The 17,198-nt window shown below is 60.2% G+C and carries 16 protein-coding genes; 3 read left to right on the top strand and 13 right to left on the bottom strand.

Features of this window, described 5'->3' with window-relative positions; translation table 11 throughout:
• Positions 1-8: 8 nt before the first annotated feature.
• The 3 genes from AACY19_RS23595 to AACY19_RS23585 form a co-directional block, all read right to left on the bottom strand.
• Positions 9-1,724 (bottom strand): proline--tRNA ligase, encoded by a 1,716-nt coding sequence (locus AACY19_RS23595; protein ID WP_339454008.1) that lies wholly within the window; start codon positions 1,722-1,724, stop codon positions 9-11.
• A gap of 129 nt (positions 1,725-1,853) precedes the next feature.
• A complete protein-coding gene (locus AACY19_RS23590; protein ID WP_339454007.1) occupies positions 1,854-3,413 on the bottom strand; it encodes an AmpG family muropeptide MFS transporter in 1,560 nt (519 codons plus the stop codon).
• 43 nt (positions 3,414-3,456) lie between these two features.
• Entirely contained in the window at positions 3,457-3,810 is a 354-nt protein-coding gene (locus AACY19_RS23585; RefSeq protein ID WP_339454006.1) for an MGMT family protein, read from the bottom strand.
• Positions 3,811-3,973: 163 nt separating this feature from the next.
• Between AACY19_RS23585 and AACY19_RS23580 the strand changes: the two genes are divergently transcribed.
• On the top strand, positions 3,974-4,981 hold the full coding sequence (locus tag AACY19_RS23580; RefSeq protein WP_339454005.1) for a DUF481 domain-containing protein: 1,008 nt from the start codon (positions 3,974-3,976) through the stop codon (positions 4,979-4,981).
• Positions 4,982-5,130: 149 nt separating this feature from the next.
• Here the strand turns inward: AACY19_RS23580 and AACY19_RS23575 are convergent, their stop codons facing one another.
• Positions 5,131-5,340, bottom strand: a complete 210-nt coding sequence (locus AACY19_RS23575; RefSeq protein WP_002554837.1) for a cold-shock protein — start codon at positions 5,338-5,340, stop codon at positions 5,131-5,133.
• Positions 5,341-5,693: 353 nt separating this feature from the next.
• On the opposite strand from AACY19_RS23575, the gene dcd reads away from it, so the two are divergent.
• Together dcd and AACY19_RS23565 are read left to right on the top strand one after the other, a co-directional pair.
• Positions 5,694-6,260 carry a dCTP deaminase gene (dcd, locus tag AACY19_RS23570; RefSeq protein WP_007940589.1) on the top strand — a complete coding sequence of 189 codons (567 nt, stop codon included), beginning with the start codon at positions 5,694-5,696 and terminating at the stop codon, positions 6,258-6,260.
• A 107-nt stretch (positions 6,261-6,367) separates the two neighbouring features.
• The gene (locus AACY19_RS23565; protein ID WP_339454004.1) at positions 6,368-6,577 is read left to right on the top strand and encodes a hypothetical protein; all 210 of its coding nucleotides are present in this window, start codon (positions 6,368-6,370) and stop codon (positions 6,575-6,577) included.
• A gap of 45 nt (positions 6,578-6,622) precedes the next feature.
• Here the strand turns inward: AACY19_RS23565 and pdeM are convergent, their stop codons facing one another.
• The 9 genes from pdeM to AACY19_RS23520 all read right to left on the bottom strand — a co-directional run bounded on the left by pdeM (position 6,623) and on the right by AACY19_RS23520 (position 17,137).
• Entirely contained in the window at positions 6,623-7,279 is a 657-nt protein-coding gene (gene pdeM / locus AACY19_RS23560) for a ligase-associated DNA damage response endonuclease PdeM (protein ID WP_339454003.1), read from the bottom strand.
• Entirely contained in the window at positions 7,276-9,765 is a 2,490-nt protein-coding gene (locus tag AACY19_RS23555) for a ligase-associated DNA damage response DEXH box helicase (RefSeq protein WP_339454002.1), read from the bottom strand. The genes pdeM and AACY19_RS23555 overlap by 4 nt, the downstream gene beginning before the upstream one ends.
• Before the next feature lie 197 nt (positions 9,766-9,962).
• A complete protein-coding gene (locus tag AACY19_RS23550; RefSeq protein WP_339454001.1) occupies positions 9,963-10,727 on the bottom strand; it encodes an ABC transporter ATP-binding protein in 765 nt (254 codons plus the stop codon).
• Positions 10,728-10,740: 13 nt separating this feature from the next.
• On the bottom strand, positions 10,741-11,859 hold the full coding sequence (locus AACY19_RS23545) for a succinylglutamate desuccinylase/aspartoacylase family protein (RefSeq protein WP_339454000.1): 1,119 nt from the start codon (positions 11,857-11,859) through the stop codon (positions 10,741-10,743).
• Between the two features lie 30 nt (positions 11,860-11,889).
• Positions 11,890-12,600: an ABC transporter permease gene (locus AACY19_RS23540; RefSeq protein ID WP_339453999.1), complete on the bottom strand. Its 711-nt coding sequence runs from the start codon at positions 12,598-12,600 to the stop codon at positions 11,890-11,892.
• A complete protein-coding gene (locus AACY19_RS23535) occupies positions 12,597-13,325 on the bottom strand; it encodes an ABC transporter permease (protein WP_339453998.1) in 729 nt (242 codons plus the stop codon). Before AACY19_RS23535 ends, AACY19_RS23540 begins: the two co-directional genes overlap by 4 nt.
• Before the next feature lie 56 nt (positions 13,326-13,381).
• Positions 13,382-14,164 (bottom strand): transporter substrate-binding domain-containing protein, encoded by a 783-nt coding sequence (locus AACY19_RS23530; RefSeq protein ID WP_339453997.1) that lies wholly within the window; start codon positions 14,162-14,164, stop codon positions 13,382-13,384.
• Between the two features lie 253 nt (positions 14,165-14,417).
• Positions 14,418-16,106, bottom strand: a complete 1,689-nt coding sequence (locus AACY19_RS23525; RefSeq protein ID WP_339453996.1) for an ATP-dependent DNA ligase — start codon at positions 16,104-16,106, stop codon at positions 14,418-14,420.
• Positions 16,103-17,137, bottom strand: coding sequence for a ligase-associated DNA damage response exonuclease (locus AACY19_RS23520; protein ID WP_339453995.1), 1,035 nt, complete (start codon positions 17,135-17,137; stop codon positions 16,103-16,105). The genes AACY19_RS23525 and AACY19_RS23520 overlap by 4 nt, the downstream gene beginning before the upstream one ends.
• Between the last annotated feature and the right edge of the window lie 61 nt (positions 17,138-17,198).

The raw sequence follows: 17,198 nt of genomic DNA, 5'->3' as shown, positions 1-17,198 counted from the left end.
ATCTGGTTTCAGCGGCGGATACGGGCCTGGAGGAAGGACAGTACGTCGGCCACCGGCAATGCTTGCGCCTCGCCTTCGGTACGACTCTTGTATTCCAGGTTGCCTTCGGCAAGGCCGCGGTCGCTGACCACGATCCGGTGTGGAATGCCGATCAGCTCCATGTCAGCGAACTTGATGCCCGGGCTGGTTTTCTTGTCGCGATCATCCAGCAGCACTTCGAAACCGGCCGCTGTCAATTCGGCGTACAGCTTGTCGGTGGCTTCGCGCACCTGCTCGGTTTCATAACGCAGCGGTACCAGTGCGATCTGGAACGGCGCGAGGGTGTCGCTCCAGATAATGCCGTTTTCGTCGTTGTTTTGCTCGATGGCCGCAGCCACCACGCGGGACACGCCGATGCCGTAGCAGCCCATTTCCAGGGTGACCGGCTTGCCGTTCTCGCCCAGCACTTCGCACTTCATCGCCTTGCTGTACTTGTTGCCCAGCTGGAAGATGTGCCCGACTTCGATGCCGCGCTTGATTTCCAGTGTCCCTTTGCCGTCAGGGCTTGGGTCACCGGCAACCACATTACGCAGGTCGGCAACGGTCGGAACCGGCAGATCACGCTCCCAGTTCACGCCGAAGTAGTGCTTGTCGTCGATGTTTGCGCCGATACCGAAGTCGCTCATCAGCTCGACCGAACGGTCGATGATGATAGGGAGCGGCAGGTTCAGCGGGCCCAGCGAGCCGGCGCCAGCGCCAATGGCGTCACGCAGTTCGGCATCGGTGGCCATGACCAGCGGGCTGGCAACGCCAGGTTGCTGGGCAGCCTTGATTTCGTTGAGTTCGTGGTCGCCACGGATGACCAGCGCGATCAGCTTGCCTTCTTCTTCGGCGCGCACGATCAGGGTTTTGATGGTCTTTTCGATCGGCAGATTGAATTTTTCCACCAGGGCCGCGATGGTCTTGGTGTCTGGCGTATCGACCAGGCGCAGTGCTTCGGTCGGAGCAGGACGCGAAGTTTCGCGTGGCACCGCTTCAGCCTTTTCGATGTTCGCGGCGTAGTCGGAGCCGTTGCTGAAGACGATGTCGTCTTCGCCGGACTCGGCCAGTACGTGGAACTCGTGCGAGCCAGCGCCACCGATCGAACCGTTGTCGGCTTCAACCGGACGGAATTTCAGACCCAGACGCGTGAAGATGTTGCAGTAGGCTTCATGCATGCGGTCATAAGTAATCTGCAGCGACGCCTGATCGGTGTGGAAGGAGTAGGCGTCCTTCATAATGAATTCGCGACCGCGCATCAAACCGAAGCGTGGGCGGATTTCGTCACGGAATTTGGTCTGGATCTGGTACAGGTTGATTGGCAGCTGTTTGTAGCTGCTCAACTCGTTGCGCATCAGATCAGTGATCACTTCCTCGTGGGTCGGGCCCGCGCAGAAGTCGCGACCATGGCGGTCCTTGATGCGCAGCAGCTCAGGGCCGTACTCTTCCCAGCGCCCCGATTCCTGCCACAGCTCGGCTGGTTGGGTGCTCGGCATCAACACTTCCAGAGAACCGGCAGCGTTCATCTCTTCGCGAACGATGGCTTCAACCTTGCGCATGACTCGCAGGCCCATGGGCAGCCAGGTGTACAGGCCCGAGGCGAGTTTGCGGATCATGCCGGCGCGCAGCATCAGCTGGTGGCTGATCACGACCGCATCGGAAGGCGTTTCTTTCTGTGTGGCGAGCAAAAATTGACTGGTGCGCATGGTTGGCCGTTGTCGGTTGCTATGACTGGAAATGACGGAGCAGTGTACCGGCGAGTTTTGCTGACGTACAGGCGTGTGGCCGGTGGCGAGGTCCAACGGCGGGATTCCTCCCGCCGTTGACGAAACGTCTTACGATTCTTCTGTGATCGGCGTCGGCACGGGCTCGGGCGTCGGCGTCGGGCCTTCGCGGCGGCTCTCCTGGAACCAGTGCAGGGCGATCAGCACCAGCGTCGGTACGCCGAGCAGGGCGGTGATCAGGAAGAAACTGTGATAACCGAACTTCTCGACCAGAACGCCGGAGTAGCCACCCATCAGGCGCGGCAACAGCAGCATGATCGAACTGAGCAGGGCGTATTGCGTGGCGGAGAACTTCAGGTTGGTCAGGCTCGAGAGATAGGCGACGAACGCCGACGTCGCCAGACCCGAGCTGAAGTTGTCGAGGGAGATGGTCACCACCAGCATCTGCAGGTTCGGGCCCATATCGGCGAGCATCACGAACAGCAGGTTGGTCGCCGCCGAAGCCGCGCCGCCGATGAACAGGATGGGCAGGATGCCGAAGCGCACGATCAGCAGACCGCCCATACCGGCGCCGACCAGCGTCATGATCAGGCCGAAGATCTTGCTGACACTGGCGATCTGATCCTTGGTGAAGCCCTGGTCGATGTAGAACACGTTGGCCATGACGCCCATCACCGTGTCGGACATCCGATAGGTGGCGATCAGCCCGAGCAACAGCAGCGCCTGCCAGCGATAGCGCAGAATAAAGTCGTTGACCGGTGTCAGCACTGGCGCGAGGCCGCGACGGCCCATGGTCGACAGGCACAGGCCAGTCAGCAGCGTATAGAGGATGGCGCGCAGGAACGCGCGGTCTTCGAGCAACAGGTCCAGCGGGCTCATGTCGCCAAACAGCACGCTGGCGAAGTCGGTGTTGTACAGCTGGGTGAACATCGCCGGTACCGAGACCAGCAAAACGATCAGCACAAATACCGACATCAGTTGATGCATGAAGGTGTAACGCCCGGCCTGCAGCTGAGTGCGTAGCGGCACCGGTGGCTCGCGCATCAGCAGCGTGGTCAGCAGCGCGGGAATCATCAATGCGCCGAACAGTGCGTAAGTGCCCGCCCAGGCTGAATGTTTGTAGTTGAAGCCGGTGGAGCCGAAGCCTTCGGCAAAGAACAAGGCGCCAGCAGTCGCCAGCAGTGCAGCCACGCGGTACCCCGACATGTAGCTGGCGGCGAGGGCGGCCTGGCGGTTGTCTTCGGCGATTTCCAGGCGATAGGCGTCCACCGCAATATCCTGGGTGGCGGAGGCGAAGGCGACGACCACGGCGATGGCGATCAGCCAGGACAGGTGCTTCTGCGGATCACAGAAACCCATGCCGATCAGGCCAAGGATGACCAGGGTTTGCGAGAGCACCAGCCACGAACGGCGACGGCCAAGCTTGCCCAGTAGCGGCAAGCGCCATTGGTCGAGCAGGGGAGACCAGACCCATTTGAACGCATAGGCCAGCCCGATCAGGCTGGCGTAGCCGATGGTCTCACGGGCAACGCCCGCTTCACGCAGCCAGACGGAGAGCGTCGAAAACACCAACATGTACGGCAGGCCGGCGGCGAAACCGAGCAACAACAGCACGAGCGTCGAAGGACTGGCATAGGCGGCTAGTGCGGCGCGCCAGGTTTTACGGGGCATGGGCTGAAGTCTGCCTCAAGATTGCGAAAACAAAGCGCGCACTCTAACCGCTGTGCTCTACCGGACGCCAGCCATGGCGCTGAATATCCACACGATTGTTCAGGACGGTGATGCCTTCCATACGTAATCGCGCCCTTTGCTCGTCACCCGAAGGGCTGCCCACGGGCAGGCTGATCCGACCGCCAGCGCCCAGTACGCGGTGCCAGGGCAGCCTGGTATCACCGGGCAATTGGCTCAAGGTGCGGCCAACCCAGCGGGCGGCGCGCCCCAAGCCGGCCAGCTCGGCTAACTGACCATAGCTGACGACTTTGCCTTCGGGCACCTGAGCGAGCGTCGAGTAGAGCGCCGTGCGTCGGATTTGCGCTTCGCTTTCACCTGCGTGGGTCGGGTCTGTCACGGGCGGGGTTCCTGCACATCGTCGAATATTGGCTCCAAGGGTAATCCGCTACCGCGTGGTTGAGAAATGAACTCATTGGAATTCATCCGGTCAGTCCTTGTCATGGCCTTATTCCTACGGATAATGCCGATCTTTTTCGCAAACCTGAGCCCTAGATTCGCTTATGTTGTCCAGATCATTGCTGTGCCTTGCTGTATTCAGCGCGTCCACGCCCCTGCTTGCCGACACTGTCTGGATGAAGAACGGTGACAAGTTGAGCGGCACCATCACCGTGTTCGACGGCGGCAAACTGTTGATTCAGACCAAATATGCCGGCGCCGTCACGATTGACTGGAAAGAGGTCAAGACGCTGGACAGCGATCAACACTTGCTGGTCAAGCAGGATGCCTATGCCGGTGAAGTGTCCAAATCGCTGACCGCTGCGGAGGACGGCAAGGTTACCCTGGCTAACGGCGAGGCGCCGAAGACGGTCGAGCTGGCCAGTATTCAGCAAATCCTCAAGCCGAAACCGGTGGTCGAGGATCTGGTCTGGAAGGGCAATGTCGATCTGGCGCTGGACTATCAGCGCGCCGAGAAGGACACCGATGATTACGACGTCGGCTTCAAGACCACGGCGCGGCATGGTCGCTGGCGGCATATCGCGGAAGGTGAGTACAACCGCGAAGTGCAGGACGATGTCACCACCACCGACAACTGGCGCGCGGAATACTCGCTTGACCGCTTCCTCACGGATCAGTGGTTCTGGCAGGGGCGTTTGAATTACAAGCGTGATCACATTGAAGAGCTGGCTCGCCAGCGCGTGGTCGGTACCGGTCCCGGTTACCAGTTCTGGGACGATGAGCTGGGTGCGTTCTCTCTCGGCTCGCTGCTCAACCGCACCGATTACGAGTATCGCGATGGCAGCAAGGACAATTTCTATTCCGTCGCCATGAAGTGGGATTACAACCGCTACCTGATCGGCAAGAAAGTCGAGTTCTTCACCAACGGTGAAGTCGGCAAGCCGCTGTCCGGGGTTGCAGACTACGCACTGGATGCCGAGATGGGGTTGCGCTACAAGGTCACCGATTGGGCGTCGCTCAATCTCAAGGCCGAGCGTGACATCATCAGTGGCACCAACGATGCTGATCTGAACAAGACCCGTTACACCGCCGGGTTTGGCGTGGCCTGGTAACGCCAAAGCAAAAGATCGCAGCCTGCGGCAGGTCCTACAGGGAACAATGTAGGAACGGCCGCAGGCTGCGATTTTTTTGTCTGAAAAACAAGCGGGCACAAAAAAGCCCCGCTTTTAAGGGCGGGGCTCTTTTCTAAAGAAGCTACAAGTTAGATAACTTGTACTTCTTCAGCTTGCATGCCTTTCTGACCGCGGGTAGCGATGAAAGAAACCTGTTGGCCTTCTTTCAGGCTTTTGAAGCCGTCGGATTGGATAGCTTTGAAGTGAACGAACAGGTCGTCACCGGATTGTGGAGTGATGAAGCCGAAGCCTTTTTCATCGTTGAACCACTTAACGGTACCGGTTTGGCGATTAGACATGGTGTAACTCCTTGAACAAAGATAACTGCGACTCAGGAAGAACCCTGGCCGAGACTGAGTGCAAAGAGCAGGAAAAATTCTTGTAGATGGTTGGATCGAAATTCAACATATCGTGTAGAGATTCTCAGTGACACAAGCAGCACAGTGGCGCCACCTTAACCCTTTTTCCGGAACGTGCCAATGCTTCTTGCGAAGGTTTCTCTGATTTAGGGATCGGCGGTGCAACTGTTCGTCGTCAGACTGCGTATTTCATGGGGGATCGGCGAGAATTGCAGCCTGCACTTTGAACCCGGCGGCGCGCCCGGTAAGATGCCGGACAGAATTTTTCCACCTCGCTATTCAGGACACCCGCCATGAGCATCAAATCGGACAAGTGGATTCGCCGCATGGCGCAGGAACACGGCATGATCGAACCGTTCGTCGAGCGCCAGATGCGCGGCAGCGACGACAGCCGGGTGATCTCCTATGGTGTGTCGAGCTACGGCTACGATGTGCGTTGCACCAATCATTTCAAGGTGTTCACCAACATCAATTCGGCCATCGTCGACCCGAAAAACTTCGACGCCGGCAGCTTCGTCGACATCCACAGCGATGTCTGCATCATCCCGCCAAACTCCTTTGCACTGGCCAGCACCGTCGAGTACTTCCGCATTCCGCGCAATGTACTGACCATCTGCCTGGGCAAGAGCACCTACGCGCGCTGCGGCATCATCGTCAACGTCACGCCGCTGGAGCCTGAGTGGGAAGGTCACGTGACGCTGGAGTTCTCCAACACCACCAACCTGCCGGCGAAAATCTACGCCAACGAAGGCGTGGCGCAGATGCTCTTCCTCGAATCCGATGAAGAATGTGAAGTCTCCTACAAGGATCGTGGCGGCAAGTACCAGGGCCAGCGTGGCGTGACATTGCCGCGTACCTGAGTCGACCATCCGGCAGATGTCGGGAATTCTTTGGCGGGCAGGCACTCTATGGGGTGTACTGCCCGTTTTGCTTCTGGCGAAACGGGCCTTCGTCGAGGAGTGCCCCTATGAAGATCGATCCGCATATCACTGCCGAACTGGCAAGGCTGGAGCCCAATCAGATTGGCGTATTGGCCTGGTCCTTGTTGGCTCATCCGCCACTGAGCATGGCAGGCGGGATTCCCGGTCAGCCCGATCCTGACACCCCTAACGAGCAACCGACCGAGCCGGGCGAGCCTACGTTGCCGGACGAGCCGCCACCCGCGCCAGTCGCTTGATTCGCCGTGAAATGCATGGCCGGTCAGTTGAGGTCTGTGAAGACTTCAGCTGACCGGCCATATTTCGTTATCGCCGATGACAAAAATCCTGCAGCTGTCATCCTTTTCGACGGGATAGCCTCCAGTAAAAGCGCCGAACGCGGGCAGCAGGCTGATGCGCTCGCTCAGGCGGAAACACGCCAGTCGCAAACGCTGTCGACCCCTGCCGCGCAACCGGTAAACGGGATGCACATGACCGGCCAGTACATGCCGTTCAGGATGCGGATCAGGTTCGTGCTGCAAGGCAAACGGGCCCAGCAGCAGCGGCTCCGGGACCACGCGTATGTTCAGCGATGCCGGCGGGTCACCCGCGCGCTTGTCGTGATTGCCGCGAATCAGGGTCATGGGCAAGTCAGCGTGGCGTGCTCGCCACTGCGCCAGGGCGTTTAACGTGCCCGCCGCGTGAGAGCCGGGGCCGTGGAGAAAGTCGCCGAGAAATATCAGTTGCCGACAGGGCAGCTTCGCCAGCAGAGCATCAATGACTTCGATATTGCTCGCCGTGGTGCCTTGCGGGACGGGCTGACCAAGGCTGCGATAGGCAGCAGCCTTGCCGAAATGCACATCGGCAATCAGCAACGCCCGTTGTGCCGGCCAGTACAGGGCTTTTTCCGGCAGCAACCACAGTTCTTCGCCGGCCAGACGCACAGGGTAAGGTGCGCTCATCGGCGTTTTTCCTTGTCAGCGTCTTTTTCCAGGTCGCCGACCATGCGTCTGATTCGATCAGCGAGTTTTTCCGAACTCATGCTCTCGCGCATGCGCTCCACCAACAGCGGAAAGCCCAGCGGTGTGGGGCGTTTTATGTGATGCACGTCCATTTTCATCCCGTTGAGTCGCTCCAGCGTCTGTTCCAGTCGGCGAATGTCCAGTTCCTCTCGCAGGACTTCTTCCCCGGCCTGGGCGAGCAACAGGTTGTCGGCGTCATACTGTTTGAACACTTCAAAAAACAGACCGCTGGAGGCCTGCACTTGGCGAGTGCTTTTCGGTGCGCCGGGATAGCCTGCGAAGACCAGTCCGGCAATTCGTGCTATTTCGCGGAAGCGCCGCAGGGCAAGTTCGCCGGCGTTGAGGCTGGCCAATACATCATTCAATAGATGTTCAGGGCTGAGCAGGGCGGCGTCGAGTTGTTGCGCCCATTCCACGGGCGTGGCACTGAGCAACTCCAGACCGTAGTCATTCACCGCAATCGAAAAAGTCACCGCTTGCCGCTGGCTGACCCGCCAGGCCAGCAGGCTGGCGAGGCCCAAATGGACTTGGCGTCCGGCAAAGGGGTAGAGGAAAAGGTGCCAGCCCTCGCGGGATTTCAGCACCTCGGCCAGCAGGTTGCCTGCGGTGGGCAGGCCGGACCGGGCAGCCTGAGTGTGCAGAAGCGGGCGCAGTGCCTGCATTTCCGGGCCCGCCAACTCGCCTCGGGCCGCCGCATCAAAACGCATGACCACGGCCTCGGCCAGCTCGTTGGAAAGTGGCATGCGGCCGCCATTCCAGCGCGGTACGGCGGCCTTTTTTGCCGTGCTGCGTTTGACGTAGGCGGTCATGTTCTCCACCCGCACCAGCTCCAGCAAACGCCCGGCGAACAGGAAGCCATCGCCGGGTTTCAGCCGTGCAATAAAACCTTCTTCAACGCTCCCCAATTGTTTGCCTCCGCCCCCCTTGCTCCAGAATTTCAGGTGAATGCTCGCATCGCTGACGATGGTGCCGATGCTCATGCGATGCCGCCGCGCCAGCCGTGCATCGGGCACGCGCCAGACGCCGTGCTCGTCCGGTTCAACCCGGCGATAATCCGGATAGGCTGTCAGAGACATCCCGCCGTGGCGCACGAAAGCCAGCGCCCAGGCCCAATCCGCCGGTGTCAGGTCACGATAGGCCCAGGCGCCGCGGACTTCTTCGTACAGATCTTCGGGTACAAATCCGCCACCAAGGGCCATGCTGACCAGATGCTGTACCAGCACGTCCAGGGGCTTGTGTGGCGACAGCCGGGGTTCGATCTTGCGTTGCTCGACGGCATCGCGAGCGGCGGCGGCCTCGATCAGTTCGAGGCTGTGAGTGGGTACCAGCGTCACCCGCGAACTTCTCCCCGGAGCGTGTCCCGAACGTCCGGCACGCTGCATCAGGCGTGCGACACCCTTGGCCGAGCCGATTTGCAGGACGCGCTCCACCGGCAAGAAGTCCACGCCCAGGTCCAGGCTTGACGTGCACACCACGGCTTTCAGATGACCTTCCTTCAAGGCGCGTTCGACCCAGTCGCGGGTATCGCGGGACAGCGAGCTGTGATGCAGGGCAATCAACCCGGCCCAATCCGGCCGCGCCTCTAGCAACGCCTGATACCAGATTTCCGATTGCGCGCGGGTGTTGGTAAACACCAGGCTGCTGGCTGAAGCCTCCAGTTCGGTGACGACTTGCGGCAGCATCTTCAGACCGATATGCCCGGCCCAGGGAAAACGCTCGATTGTCGGTGGGAGAAGGGTATCGATCTTCAGGGTTTTTTCGCTTTGGCCCTGCACACTGATGCCGCCTCCCTGTGGGATCAGCACCTGTTCGGCGTGGGATTGGTTACCAAGGGTCGCGGACACGCCCCAGACGATCAGATCGGGCTGCCAGTGGCGCAAGCGCGCGAGGGCCAATTGCAGTTGCACGCCGCGTTTGTTGCCGAGCAGTTCGTGCCACTCGTCGACGACGATCATGCGCAGCGACGACAGCGCCACCTGAGCATCGGCGCGGGCGAGCAGTAAAGTCAGGCTTTCCGGTGTGGTAATCAGCGTGGTCGGCAGGCGCCGGCTCTGTCGGGCGCGTTCGCTGCTGCTGGTGTCGCCGGTGCGCAGGCCGATGCTCCATGGGATCTGCAAATCATCGACCGGGCTTTGCAAGGCCCGCGCGGTGTCGGCGGCGAGGGCGCGCATGGGCGTGATCCACAGCACCGTCAGCGGTTCAGCGGGCGGCTTGCGTTTACGTGGGGTTGCAACAATTGCTGCGGGTTTGGCGAAGCGATTGAGCGCAGCAAACCACACGGCATAGGTTTTACCGGCGCCGGTACTGGCGTGGAGCAGTCCGGACTGACCGGTGTTGACCGCCGCCCAGACCTGTTTCTGAAAGGCGAACGGCTTCCAGTCGCGGGCGTTGAACCAGGTTTTTCCGAAGTCGGAGGATTTCGCCATGCGGGCTGCGAGCGCTCTGGAAGTGTTATTCCAGTGACCATGCAGGAGGTCGACAAGTTTGATTTTTCAAGCTGGCACGGTGTGCTTTTGGTGGGAGCGGGCTTGCTCGCGAAGGCGGTGTGTCAGCCAATGATGGGTTAACTGAAACACCGCATTCGCGAGCAAGCCCGCTCCCACAGTGGGGTTTGTGTACGGCGTTATTTCAGGTTGCCGCTGAGAAACTGTTTGAGGCGTTCGCTTTTGGGGTTGCCGAGCACTTCTTCGGGGGCGCCTTCTTCCTCCACCAAACCTTGATGCAGGAACAACACCTGGCTGGACACCTTACGGGCGAAGCTCATCTCATGGGTCACCATGATCATGGTCCGGCCTTCTTCGGCCAGTCCCTGAATCACCTTCAACACTTCGCCGACCAACTCCGGGTCGAGTGCCGAAGTCGGTTCGTCAAACAGCATCACTTCCGGCTCCATCGCCAACGCCCGGGCAATCGCCACGCGCTGTTGCTGACCACCGGAGAGAAACGCCGGGTACTGATCCGCCACCCGCGTCGGCAAACCGACCTTGTCCAGGTACCGGCGGGCGCGATCCTCGGCTTCCTGTTTGCTGCAACCCAGCACGCGGCGCGGGGCCATGGTGATGTTTTCCAGCACGGTCATGTGGCTCCACAGGTTGAAGTGCTGGAACACCATCGCCAGGCGCGTGCGCAGGCGTTGCAGTTCATTGGCGTCAGCGACGTGCATGCCGTGGCGGTCATTGATCATGCGGATCGCCTGGCCGTCGAGGCTCATGGCGCCGTCGTTGGGCTGCTCGAGGAAGTTGATGCAGCGCAAAAAGGTACTTTTGCCCGAGCCGCTGGCGCCGATCAGGCTGATCACGTCACCGGTTTTGGCCTTGAGCGAAACGCCTTTGAGCACTTGATGATCGCCGTAGCTTTTGTGCAGGCCTTCAACAGTCAGTTTGTACATGGGACAGGCATCCTCAAGGCGAAAGTAGATAGCCGCTGCGATAGGCTTGCGTGCCTGCAACGTGGGCGATGACCATGCCGGCCGTGGCCATGCGCCGCAGCGAGCGGGCGTACATCAACCCGGCAGTCGTGCAATGAATGGGGGTGATGCGGTCGTGGATCGGGTCGATGATTTCGGCGATCTGTTGCCCGGCTTCCAGATACTGGCCGGCCATCGCCGTGTACACCAGCAGGCCGCCGACCGGCGTGGTCACAGGTTCCACACCTGCCAGTGGCGTGGCGGGATAGGGCAATGGCGGCTGCGGTTTGGTCTCGCCGACGATCGCATCGGACTGAATCAGGTAATCGATCAGCGCCTGGCAGTCGCGGCTGGCCGTCGGGTGATTGACGTCACCCTGACCACGCAATTCGACGGTGACTGCAAAACTGCCGAGGGGAATCTCGAAGTGCTCGCCGAAGCGCTCCCTCAACTGCCACCACAGCAAGGTGAAGCATTCGTCGAATGACTGGCCGCCGGAATCGGTGGCCAACAGGCTCGCTTGCGCTTCGATGTAGCGGGCCAATGGCTCTACCTGCGGCCACGCTTGCGGCGTGGTGTAAAGATGCACCACCGACTCGAAGTCGCAGTGCAGGTCCAGCACCATGTCGGCATCGCAGGCCAGCCGCTGCAGGGTCAGGCGCTGGGATTGCAGTTGCGTCGTGGCGGTCTGACGGGCGAGGGCGTTGCGCAGACGGGTACGGATCAGCTCGAGGTTTTGCTGCGGATCATCACTGAGCTTGCCCTCGATCTCGTTGCCGATCTCTTCGCTGAGGTCGACGAACCAGCGGTTGAAATTCTGCCCGCTCTCCAGTTCGTAGCGACCCAGCGGCACGTCCATCAACACTTGTTCGAGGCCGACCGGGTTGGCCACTGGCACCAGGACGATTTCGCTGCGCAGACGCCCGGCGGCTTCCAGCTCCGCCAGACGTTGCTTGAGGTGCCAGGCGACGAGCATGCCCGGCAACTCGTCAGCGTGCAGCGACGATTGGATGTAGACCTTGCCCTTGGCCTGCTCCGGGCCGAAGTGAAAACTGTGGATCTGTCGTGCGGTCCCCGGCAGCGGGGCCAGCAGCTCATGTATCTGGTGGCGCATTTTTTTATCTCTTTATTCCTGAGCTGGGGCTTAGTGAGTCGGCCCGAGGAAGGCCAGCCATCGGCGTTCGGCGAGCCGGAACAGGCCGACCAGGGCAAAGGTAATGGTCAGGTAGATCAGCGCGGCGATGCCGAACGACTGAAAGGTCAGGAAGGTCGCCGAGTTGGCGTCACGGGCGACTTTCAGGATGTCAGGGATGGTCGCGGTAAACGCCACCGTGGTCGAGTGCAGCATCAGGATCACTTCGTTGCTGTAATACGGCAACGAGCGACGCAGGGCCGACGGCATGATCACGTAGGCATACAGCTTCCAGCCCGTCAGACCGTAGGCCTTGGCCGCTTCGACTTCGCCGTGGTTCATGCTGCGGATCGCCCCGGCAAAAATCTCCGTGGTGTAGGCGCAGGTGTTCAGGGCAAAGGCGAGGATCGTGCAGTTCATCGCATCGCGGAAGAAACTGTCGAGCAACGGCTGCGCACGCACGGCGGCAAGGCTGTAGATCCCGGTGTAGCAGATCAGCAACTGGATATACAACGGCGTGCCACGGAACAGGTAGGTGTAGAACTGCACCGGCCAGCGAATGTAGAAGTGCGGCGAAACCCGCGCAATCGACAGCGGAATCGACACCAGAAAGCCGATGAAGATCGAGGCGCTGAGCAGCCACAGCGTCATCGCCAGCCCGGTGATGTTCTGGCCATCGGTATAAAGAAAGGCTTTCCAGTATTCCTGCAGGAGTTCGATCATCGGATGGCCTCCCGGGCACCGGCGGCGTAGCGGCGTTCGAGCCGGCGCAGGATGAAGTTCGAGGCGCTGGTGATCAGCAGGTAGATCAACGCGGCGAGGACCAGAAAGTAGAACAGTTGATAGGTGCTTTTACCGGCGTCTTGCGCGGCTTTGACCAGATCGGCCAGACCGATGATCGACACCAGGGCAGTGGCCTTGAGCATCACCATCCAGTTGTTGCCGATGCCCGGCAAAGCGAAGCGCATCATTTGCGGGAACACCACGATGCGAAAGCGCTGGCCGCGTTTGAGGCCATACGCGGTGGCGGCTTCAACTTGACCACGCGGCACCGCGAGGATGGCACCACGGAAGGTTTCGGTGAAATACGCGCCATAAATGAAGCCGAGGGTCAGCACCCCGGCGCTGAATGGGTTGATCTCGATGTATTCCCATTCCAGGTAATCGGTCAGAGACGTCAGCCAGGTTTGCAGGCTGTAGAAGATCAGCAGCATCAGCACCAGGTCCGGCACGCCGCGAATCAATGTGGTGTAGAGCTGGGCGGGCAGGCGCACCAGTTTGACTTTCGACAGTTTGGCACTGGCGCCGAGCAGGCCGAGCAACACGGCCACCAGCAGCGACATCGCCGATAATTTGATGGTCATCCAGGTCCCTTCCAGCAACAAAGGACCAAAACCTTTGAGGCTGAAGGCGGAGAGCCCCAGATTTTGCAGGAGGGTTTCGAACATAAATCAGCAACCTGAGCGGATGGAAAAGGCGCCCATCGAGGATGGGCGCCGGAGCATTATTTACCGCTGTACAGATTCAGGTCGCCAAAGTGTTTCTTTTGAATCTCGGCGTATTTGCCGTCGTCGTGTAACGCTTTGATACCTTTATCCAAAAGCGCTTTCAGCTCAGTGTTACCTTTCTTAATACCGATAGCGGTTTTGGCCGGCAGCAATTCGCTGTCGACGGGTTTGCTGACTTCGTAGCCTTCACCTTTTGGCGACTTCAGGAAGCCCAGTTCGGCTTGCAACATGTCCTGAATGGCGGCATCGAGACGGCCAGAAGTCAGGTCAGAGTAAACCTGGTCCTGATTCTGATAGGCCTGGGTCTTCACGCCAGCCTTGTCCAGCACGGCTTTGGCGTAGGCTTCCTGAATGGTGCCTTGCTCGTAGCCGACGGTTTTGCCCTTCAGGGACGCGACGTCTTCGCTCAGACCGGAACCTTTCTTGAACACGTAAGCGGTCGGGCCGGAGAACAGCTCGCTGGAGAAGTCGATGACTTTTTCGCGGGCCGGGGTCACGGTCATCGACGAGATCACACCGTCGAATTTGTTGGCCTTGAGACCCGGAATCATGCCGTCAAAGTCACTTTCGACCCACTTGCACTTGACCTTCAGTTCGGCGCAGATCGCGTTGCCCAGGTCGATGTCGAAGCCCACCAGGCTGCCGTCGGCCGCTTTCGACTCAAACGGTGCATACGAAGGGTCAACGCCAAAGCGCAGCTCTTTGTATTCCTTGGCCAGCGCGGAGCCAGCGGCCATGCACAACGCCAGTGCAGAAAGGGTCAGCAATGCTTTTTTCATTATTCAATCCCTAAGAACCAATATGAGCGCTTGTGGCGCAGAATTATTGTTACTGGAACGCATACGACCTATAGAAAGTAGCAATTTCCGAACCAGAGTCCCGAACAAGCGTTTTAAAAGGTAAGGAGCGCTACAAGATCAATGCAGGCGTGCACGAAAACGGGCATCGCAGAAAGCATGCACTGATTTGTGGCTGATCGTTCACAGGCGGAGCGAGGGAACGCTCAATCGCGTGGGGTACCGGCAAACCTGCTCAGGCGAGCAGATCCTGCAACGTGTCGAGGCTATCCGCTTCGTCGACGGTTTTGTCCTGGCGCCAGCGCAGCATCCGTGGGAAACGCACGGCAATCCCGCTTTTGTGGCGCCGTGACAGGGCAATTCCCTCGAAGCCCAATTCGAACACCAGACTTGGCTTCACGCTGCTCACCGGGCCGAATTTCTCTACGGTGGTTTTACGCACGATGCTGTCGACCTGGCGCATTTCCTCGTCGGTCAACCCTGAGTAGGCCTTGGCAAACGGCACGAGTGACCGTTGGCTGGATTCCGGTGGCCCATCCCACACGGCAAAGGTGTAGTCGCTGTAGAGGCTGGCGCGGCGACCATGACCGCGCTGCGCATAAATCAGTACCGCATCGACACTGAACGGTTCGACCTTCCACTTCCACCATACGCCCATGTCCTTGGTGCGACCGACCCCGTACAGCGAATCCCGCGCCTTGAGCATCATGCCTTCAACGCCCAGGCGCCGAGAGGCTTCGCGCTGGCGGGCGAGGTCGAACCAGTCTTCACCGGTCAACACCGGGGAGGGCAGCAACACCGGACTGTTGCAGTGCGCGATGACGTCTTCCAGTTGCGCGCGACGCTTGGCCTGCGGCTGGTTGCGCCAGTCTTCGTCCTGCCACTCGAGCAGGTCGTAGGCGAGCACCACCACCGGCACTTCCCCAAGGATTTTCTTGTCGAGGGTCTTGCGGCCGATGCGTTGTTGCAGCAGGGCGAACGGTTGCACCGCAGGTGGTTCGGTCGATTGCGGATTGAAGGCGTCTTCGGTGGTCGGATGAGTGCTTTTCCACACCACGATTTCGCCGTCGATCACCGTGCCGTCGGGCAAACCGTGCACCAGCACCTCCAGTTCGGGAAAACGCTCGGTGACCAATTCTTCGCCGCGCGACCACACCCACAAGCGGCCCTCGCGCTTGACCACTTGGGCGCGGATGCCATCCCATTTCCATTCAATCTGCCAGTCGCTGGCAGGCCCGAGCAGCGCTTCAAACTCTTCAACCGGTTGCGACAAGGCGTGGGCGAGAAAGAATGGATAGGGTTGCCCGCCGCGCTGGGCGTGTTCGTCAGCGGATTCCGGGGCGATCAGTTTCAGATAGCTCGTCGCATTCGGTCGGTTGGACAGGTCGGTGTAGCCCACCAGCCGCTGCGCCACGCGCTTGCTGTCGAGTCCGGCCAACGACGCCAGGGCCCGGGTCACCAGCAACTTCGACACGCCAACGCGGAAACTGCCAGTGATCAACTTGATGCACAGCATCAGGCTCGGCCGATCCAGTTGCGCCCACAGCGCTGGCAACTGCCGAGCGAGATAGTCTGGCGTTTCGCCGCGCAATGGCAGCAGCTTGTCTTCTATCCATTCAGCCAGGCCGGCGCTGGAGGTGTGCGGATTTTCCGTAAGCACCAGGGAAATGGTCTCGGCGAGATCGCCCACGGATTGATAGCTTTCCTCGAACAACCACGGTTCCAGACCGGAAACATCGACAGCGACTTCACGAAGGACGCGCACCGGGATCAATTGCCGGGGCCGGCCACCCGACAAAAAGTACACCGCCCACGCGGCGTCATGGGGCTGAGCCTGGGCGAAGTAAGCCTGCATCGCCGCCAGTTTGGCGTTGCTTGAGGTGGTGGCGTCGAGTTCGGCGTAGAGATCGGCGAAGGCTTTCATTCAGGCGTCTCGGCGACGGTGGGCTGGCTGGCGACGTTGTCTTCTTCGTCATCGCCGTATTCGGTGTTGAAGCCTTGAGCATCCAGGCCTTTCTCGCGCAGATGACGCACCAGCACGCCAATTGAACCGTGGGTGACCATCACCCGTTCCGCGCCGGTTTGTTCGATGGCCCAGAGCAGGCCGGGCCAGTCGGCGTGATCGGAAAGCACGAAGCCGCGATCAACCCCGCGCCGCCGTCGAGTGCCGCGCAGGCGCATCCAGCCGCTGGCAAAGGCATCGCTGAAATCGCCGAAGCGACGCATCCAGCTGCTGCCGCCCGCCGACGGTGGGGCGATGACCAAGGCCTGCCGCATGCGTGGATCACTTTTCGCGACATCGCCGGCATAGATCGTCGGCGGCAGGTAAACGCCGGCTTCGCGGTAAACCCGGTTCAGTGGCTCGACGGCGCCGTGGCTGAGGATCGGCCCGAGGCTTTCATCAATGCCGTGAAGAATTCGCTGCGCCTTGCCGAACGAATAGCAAAACAACACGCTGGCCTTGCCGGCAGCGATGTTTGCCTGCCACCACTGGTTGATCTCGGCAAACACTTGCGCCTGAGGTTGCCAGCGGTAGATTGGCAGGCCGAAAGTCGATTCGGTGATGAACGTATGGCAGCGCACCGGTTCGAACGGCGCACACGTGCCATCCGGCTCGATCTTGTAGTCGCCGGAGGCGACCCAGACTTCGCCGCCATACTCCAGACGCACCTGCGCCGAACCGAGCACATGCCCGGCGGGGTGAAAACTCAAGGTCACGCCGTGGTGGGTCAGGCGCTGACCATAGGCGAGGGTTTGCAGATTGATGTCCTGACCCAGACGCGCACGCAGAATCCCTTCGCTGGCGCTGCTGGCCAGATAATGCTGGTTGCCGGTGCGGGCGTGATCGCCATGGGCATGGGTGATCACCGAGCGCTCGACCGCACGCCAGGGGTCGATGTAGAAATCCCCGGCAGGGCAATACAAACCTTCGGGGCGCGCGATAACAAGGTCCATGTCGTTACCTGAATGGGGGGGCTTGTCAGTTATGAGGCTGGCGCGCGCTCGGAAGTTCTAT

Source organism: Pseudomonas sp. EA_5y_Pfl2_R50 (assembly GCF_963970475.1).
Lineage (GTDB): Bacteria > Pseudomonadota > Gammaproteobacteria > Pseudomonadales > Pseudomonadaceae > Aquipseudomonas.
The sequence above is the reverse complement of the archived record's forward strand: the minus strand, read 5'-3'. Positions and strand labels throughout refer to the sequence as shown.

Bases quoted from the DNA above. Each gene is read 5' to 3' on its own strand.
- AACY19_RS23595 (WP_339454008.1), bottom strand. From the start codon at position 1,724: ATGCGCACCAGTCAATTTTTGCTCGCCACACAGAAAGAAACGCCTTCC.
- AACY19_RS23590 (WP_339454007.1), bottom strand. From the start codon at position 3,413: ATGCCCCGTAAAACCTGGCGCGCCGCACTAGCCGCCTATGCCAGTCCT.
- AACY19_RS23580 (WP_339454005.1), top strand. From the start codon at position 3,974: ATGTTGTCCAGATCATTGCTGTGCCTTGCTGTATTCAGCGCGTCCACG.
- AACY19_RS23575 (WP_002554837.1), bottom strand. From the start codon at position 5,340: ATGTCTAATCGCCAAACCGGTACCGTTAAGTGGTTCAACGATGAAAAA.
- dcd (WP_007940589.1), top strand. From the start codon at position 5,694: ATGAGCATCAAATCGGACAAGTGGATTCGCCGCATGGCGCAGGAACAC.
- AACY19_RS23565 (WP_339454004.1), top strand. From the start codon at position 6,368: ATGAAGATCGATCCGCATATCACTGCCGAACTGGCAAGGCTGGAGCCC.
- pdeM (WP_339454003.1), bottom strand. From the start codon at position 7,279: ATGAGCGCACCTTACCCTGTGCGTCTGGCCGGCGAAGAACTGTGGTTG.
- AACY19_RS23555 (WP_339454002.1), bottom strand. From the start codon at position 9,765: ATGGCGAAATCCTCCGACTTCGGAAAAACCTGGTTCAACGCCCGCGAC.
- AACY19_RS23550 (WP_339454001.1), bottom strand. From the start codon at position 10,727: ATGTACAAACTGACTGTTGAAGGCCTGCACAAAAGCTACGGCGATCAT.
- AACY19_RS23545 (WP_339454000.1), bottom strand. From the start codon at position 11,859: ATGCGCCACCAGATACATGAGCTGCTGGCCCCGCTGCCGGGGACCGCA.
- AACY19_RS23540 (WP_339453999.1), bottom strand. From the start codon at position 12,600: ATGATCGAACTCCTGCAGGAATACTGGAAAGCCTTTCTTTATACCGAT.
- AACY19_RS23535 (WP_339453998.1), bottom strand. From the start codon at position 13,325: ATGTTCGAAACCCTCCTGCAAAATCTGGGGCTCTCCGCCTTCAGCCTC.
- AACY19_RS23530 (WP_339453997.1), bottom strand. From the start codon at position 14,164: ATGAAAAAAGCATTGCTGACCCTTTCTGCACTGGCGTTGTGCATGGCC.
- AACY19_RS23525 (WP_339453996.1), bottom strand. From the start codon at position 16,106: ATGAAAGCCTTCGCCGATCTCTACGCCGAACTCGACGCCACCACCTCA.
- AACY19_RS23520 (WP_339453995.1), bottom strand. From the start codon at position 17,137: ATGGACCTTGTTATCGCGCGCCCCGAAGGTTTGTATTGCCCTGCCGGG.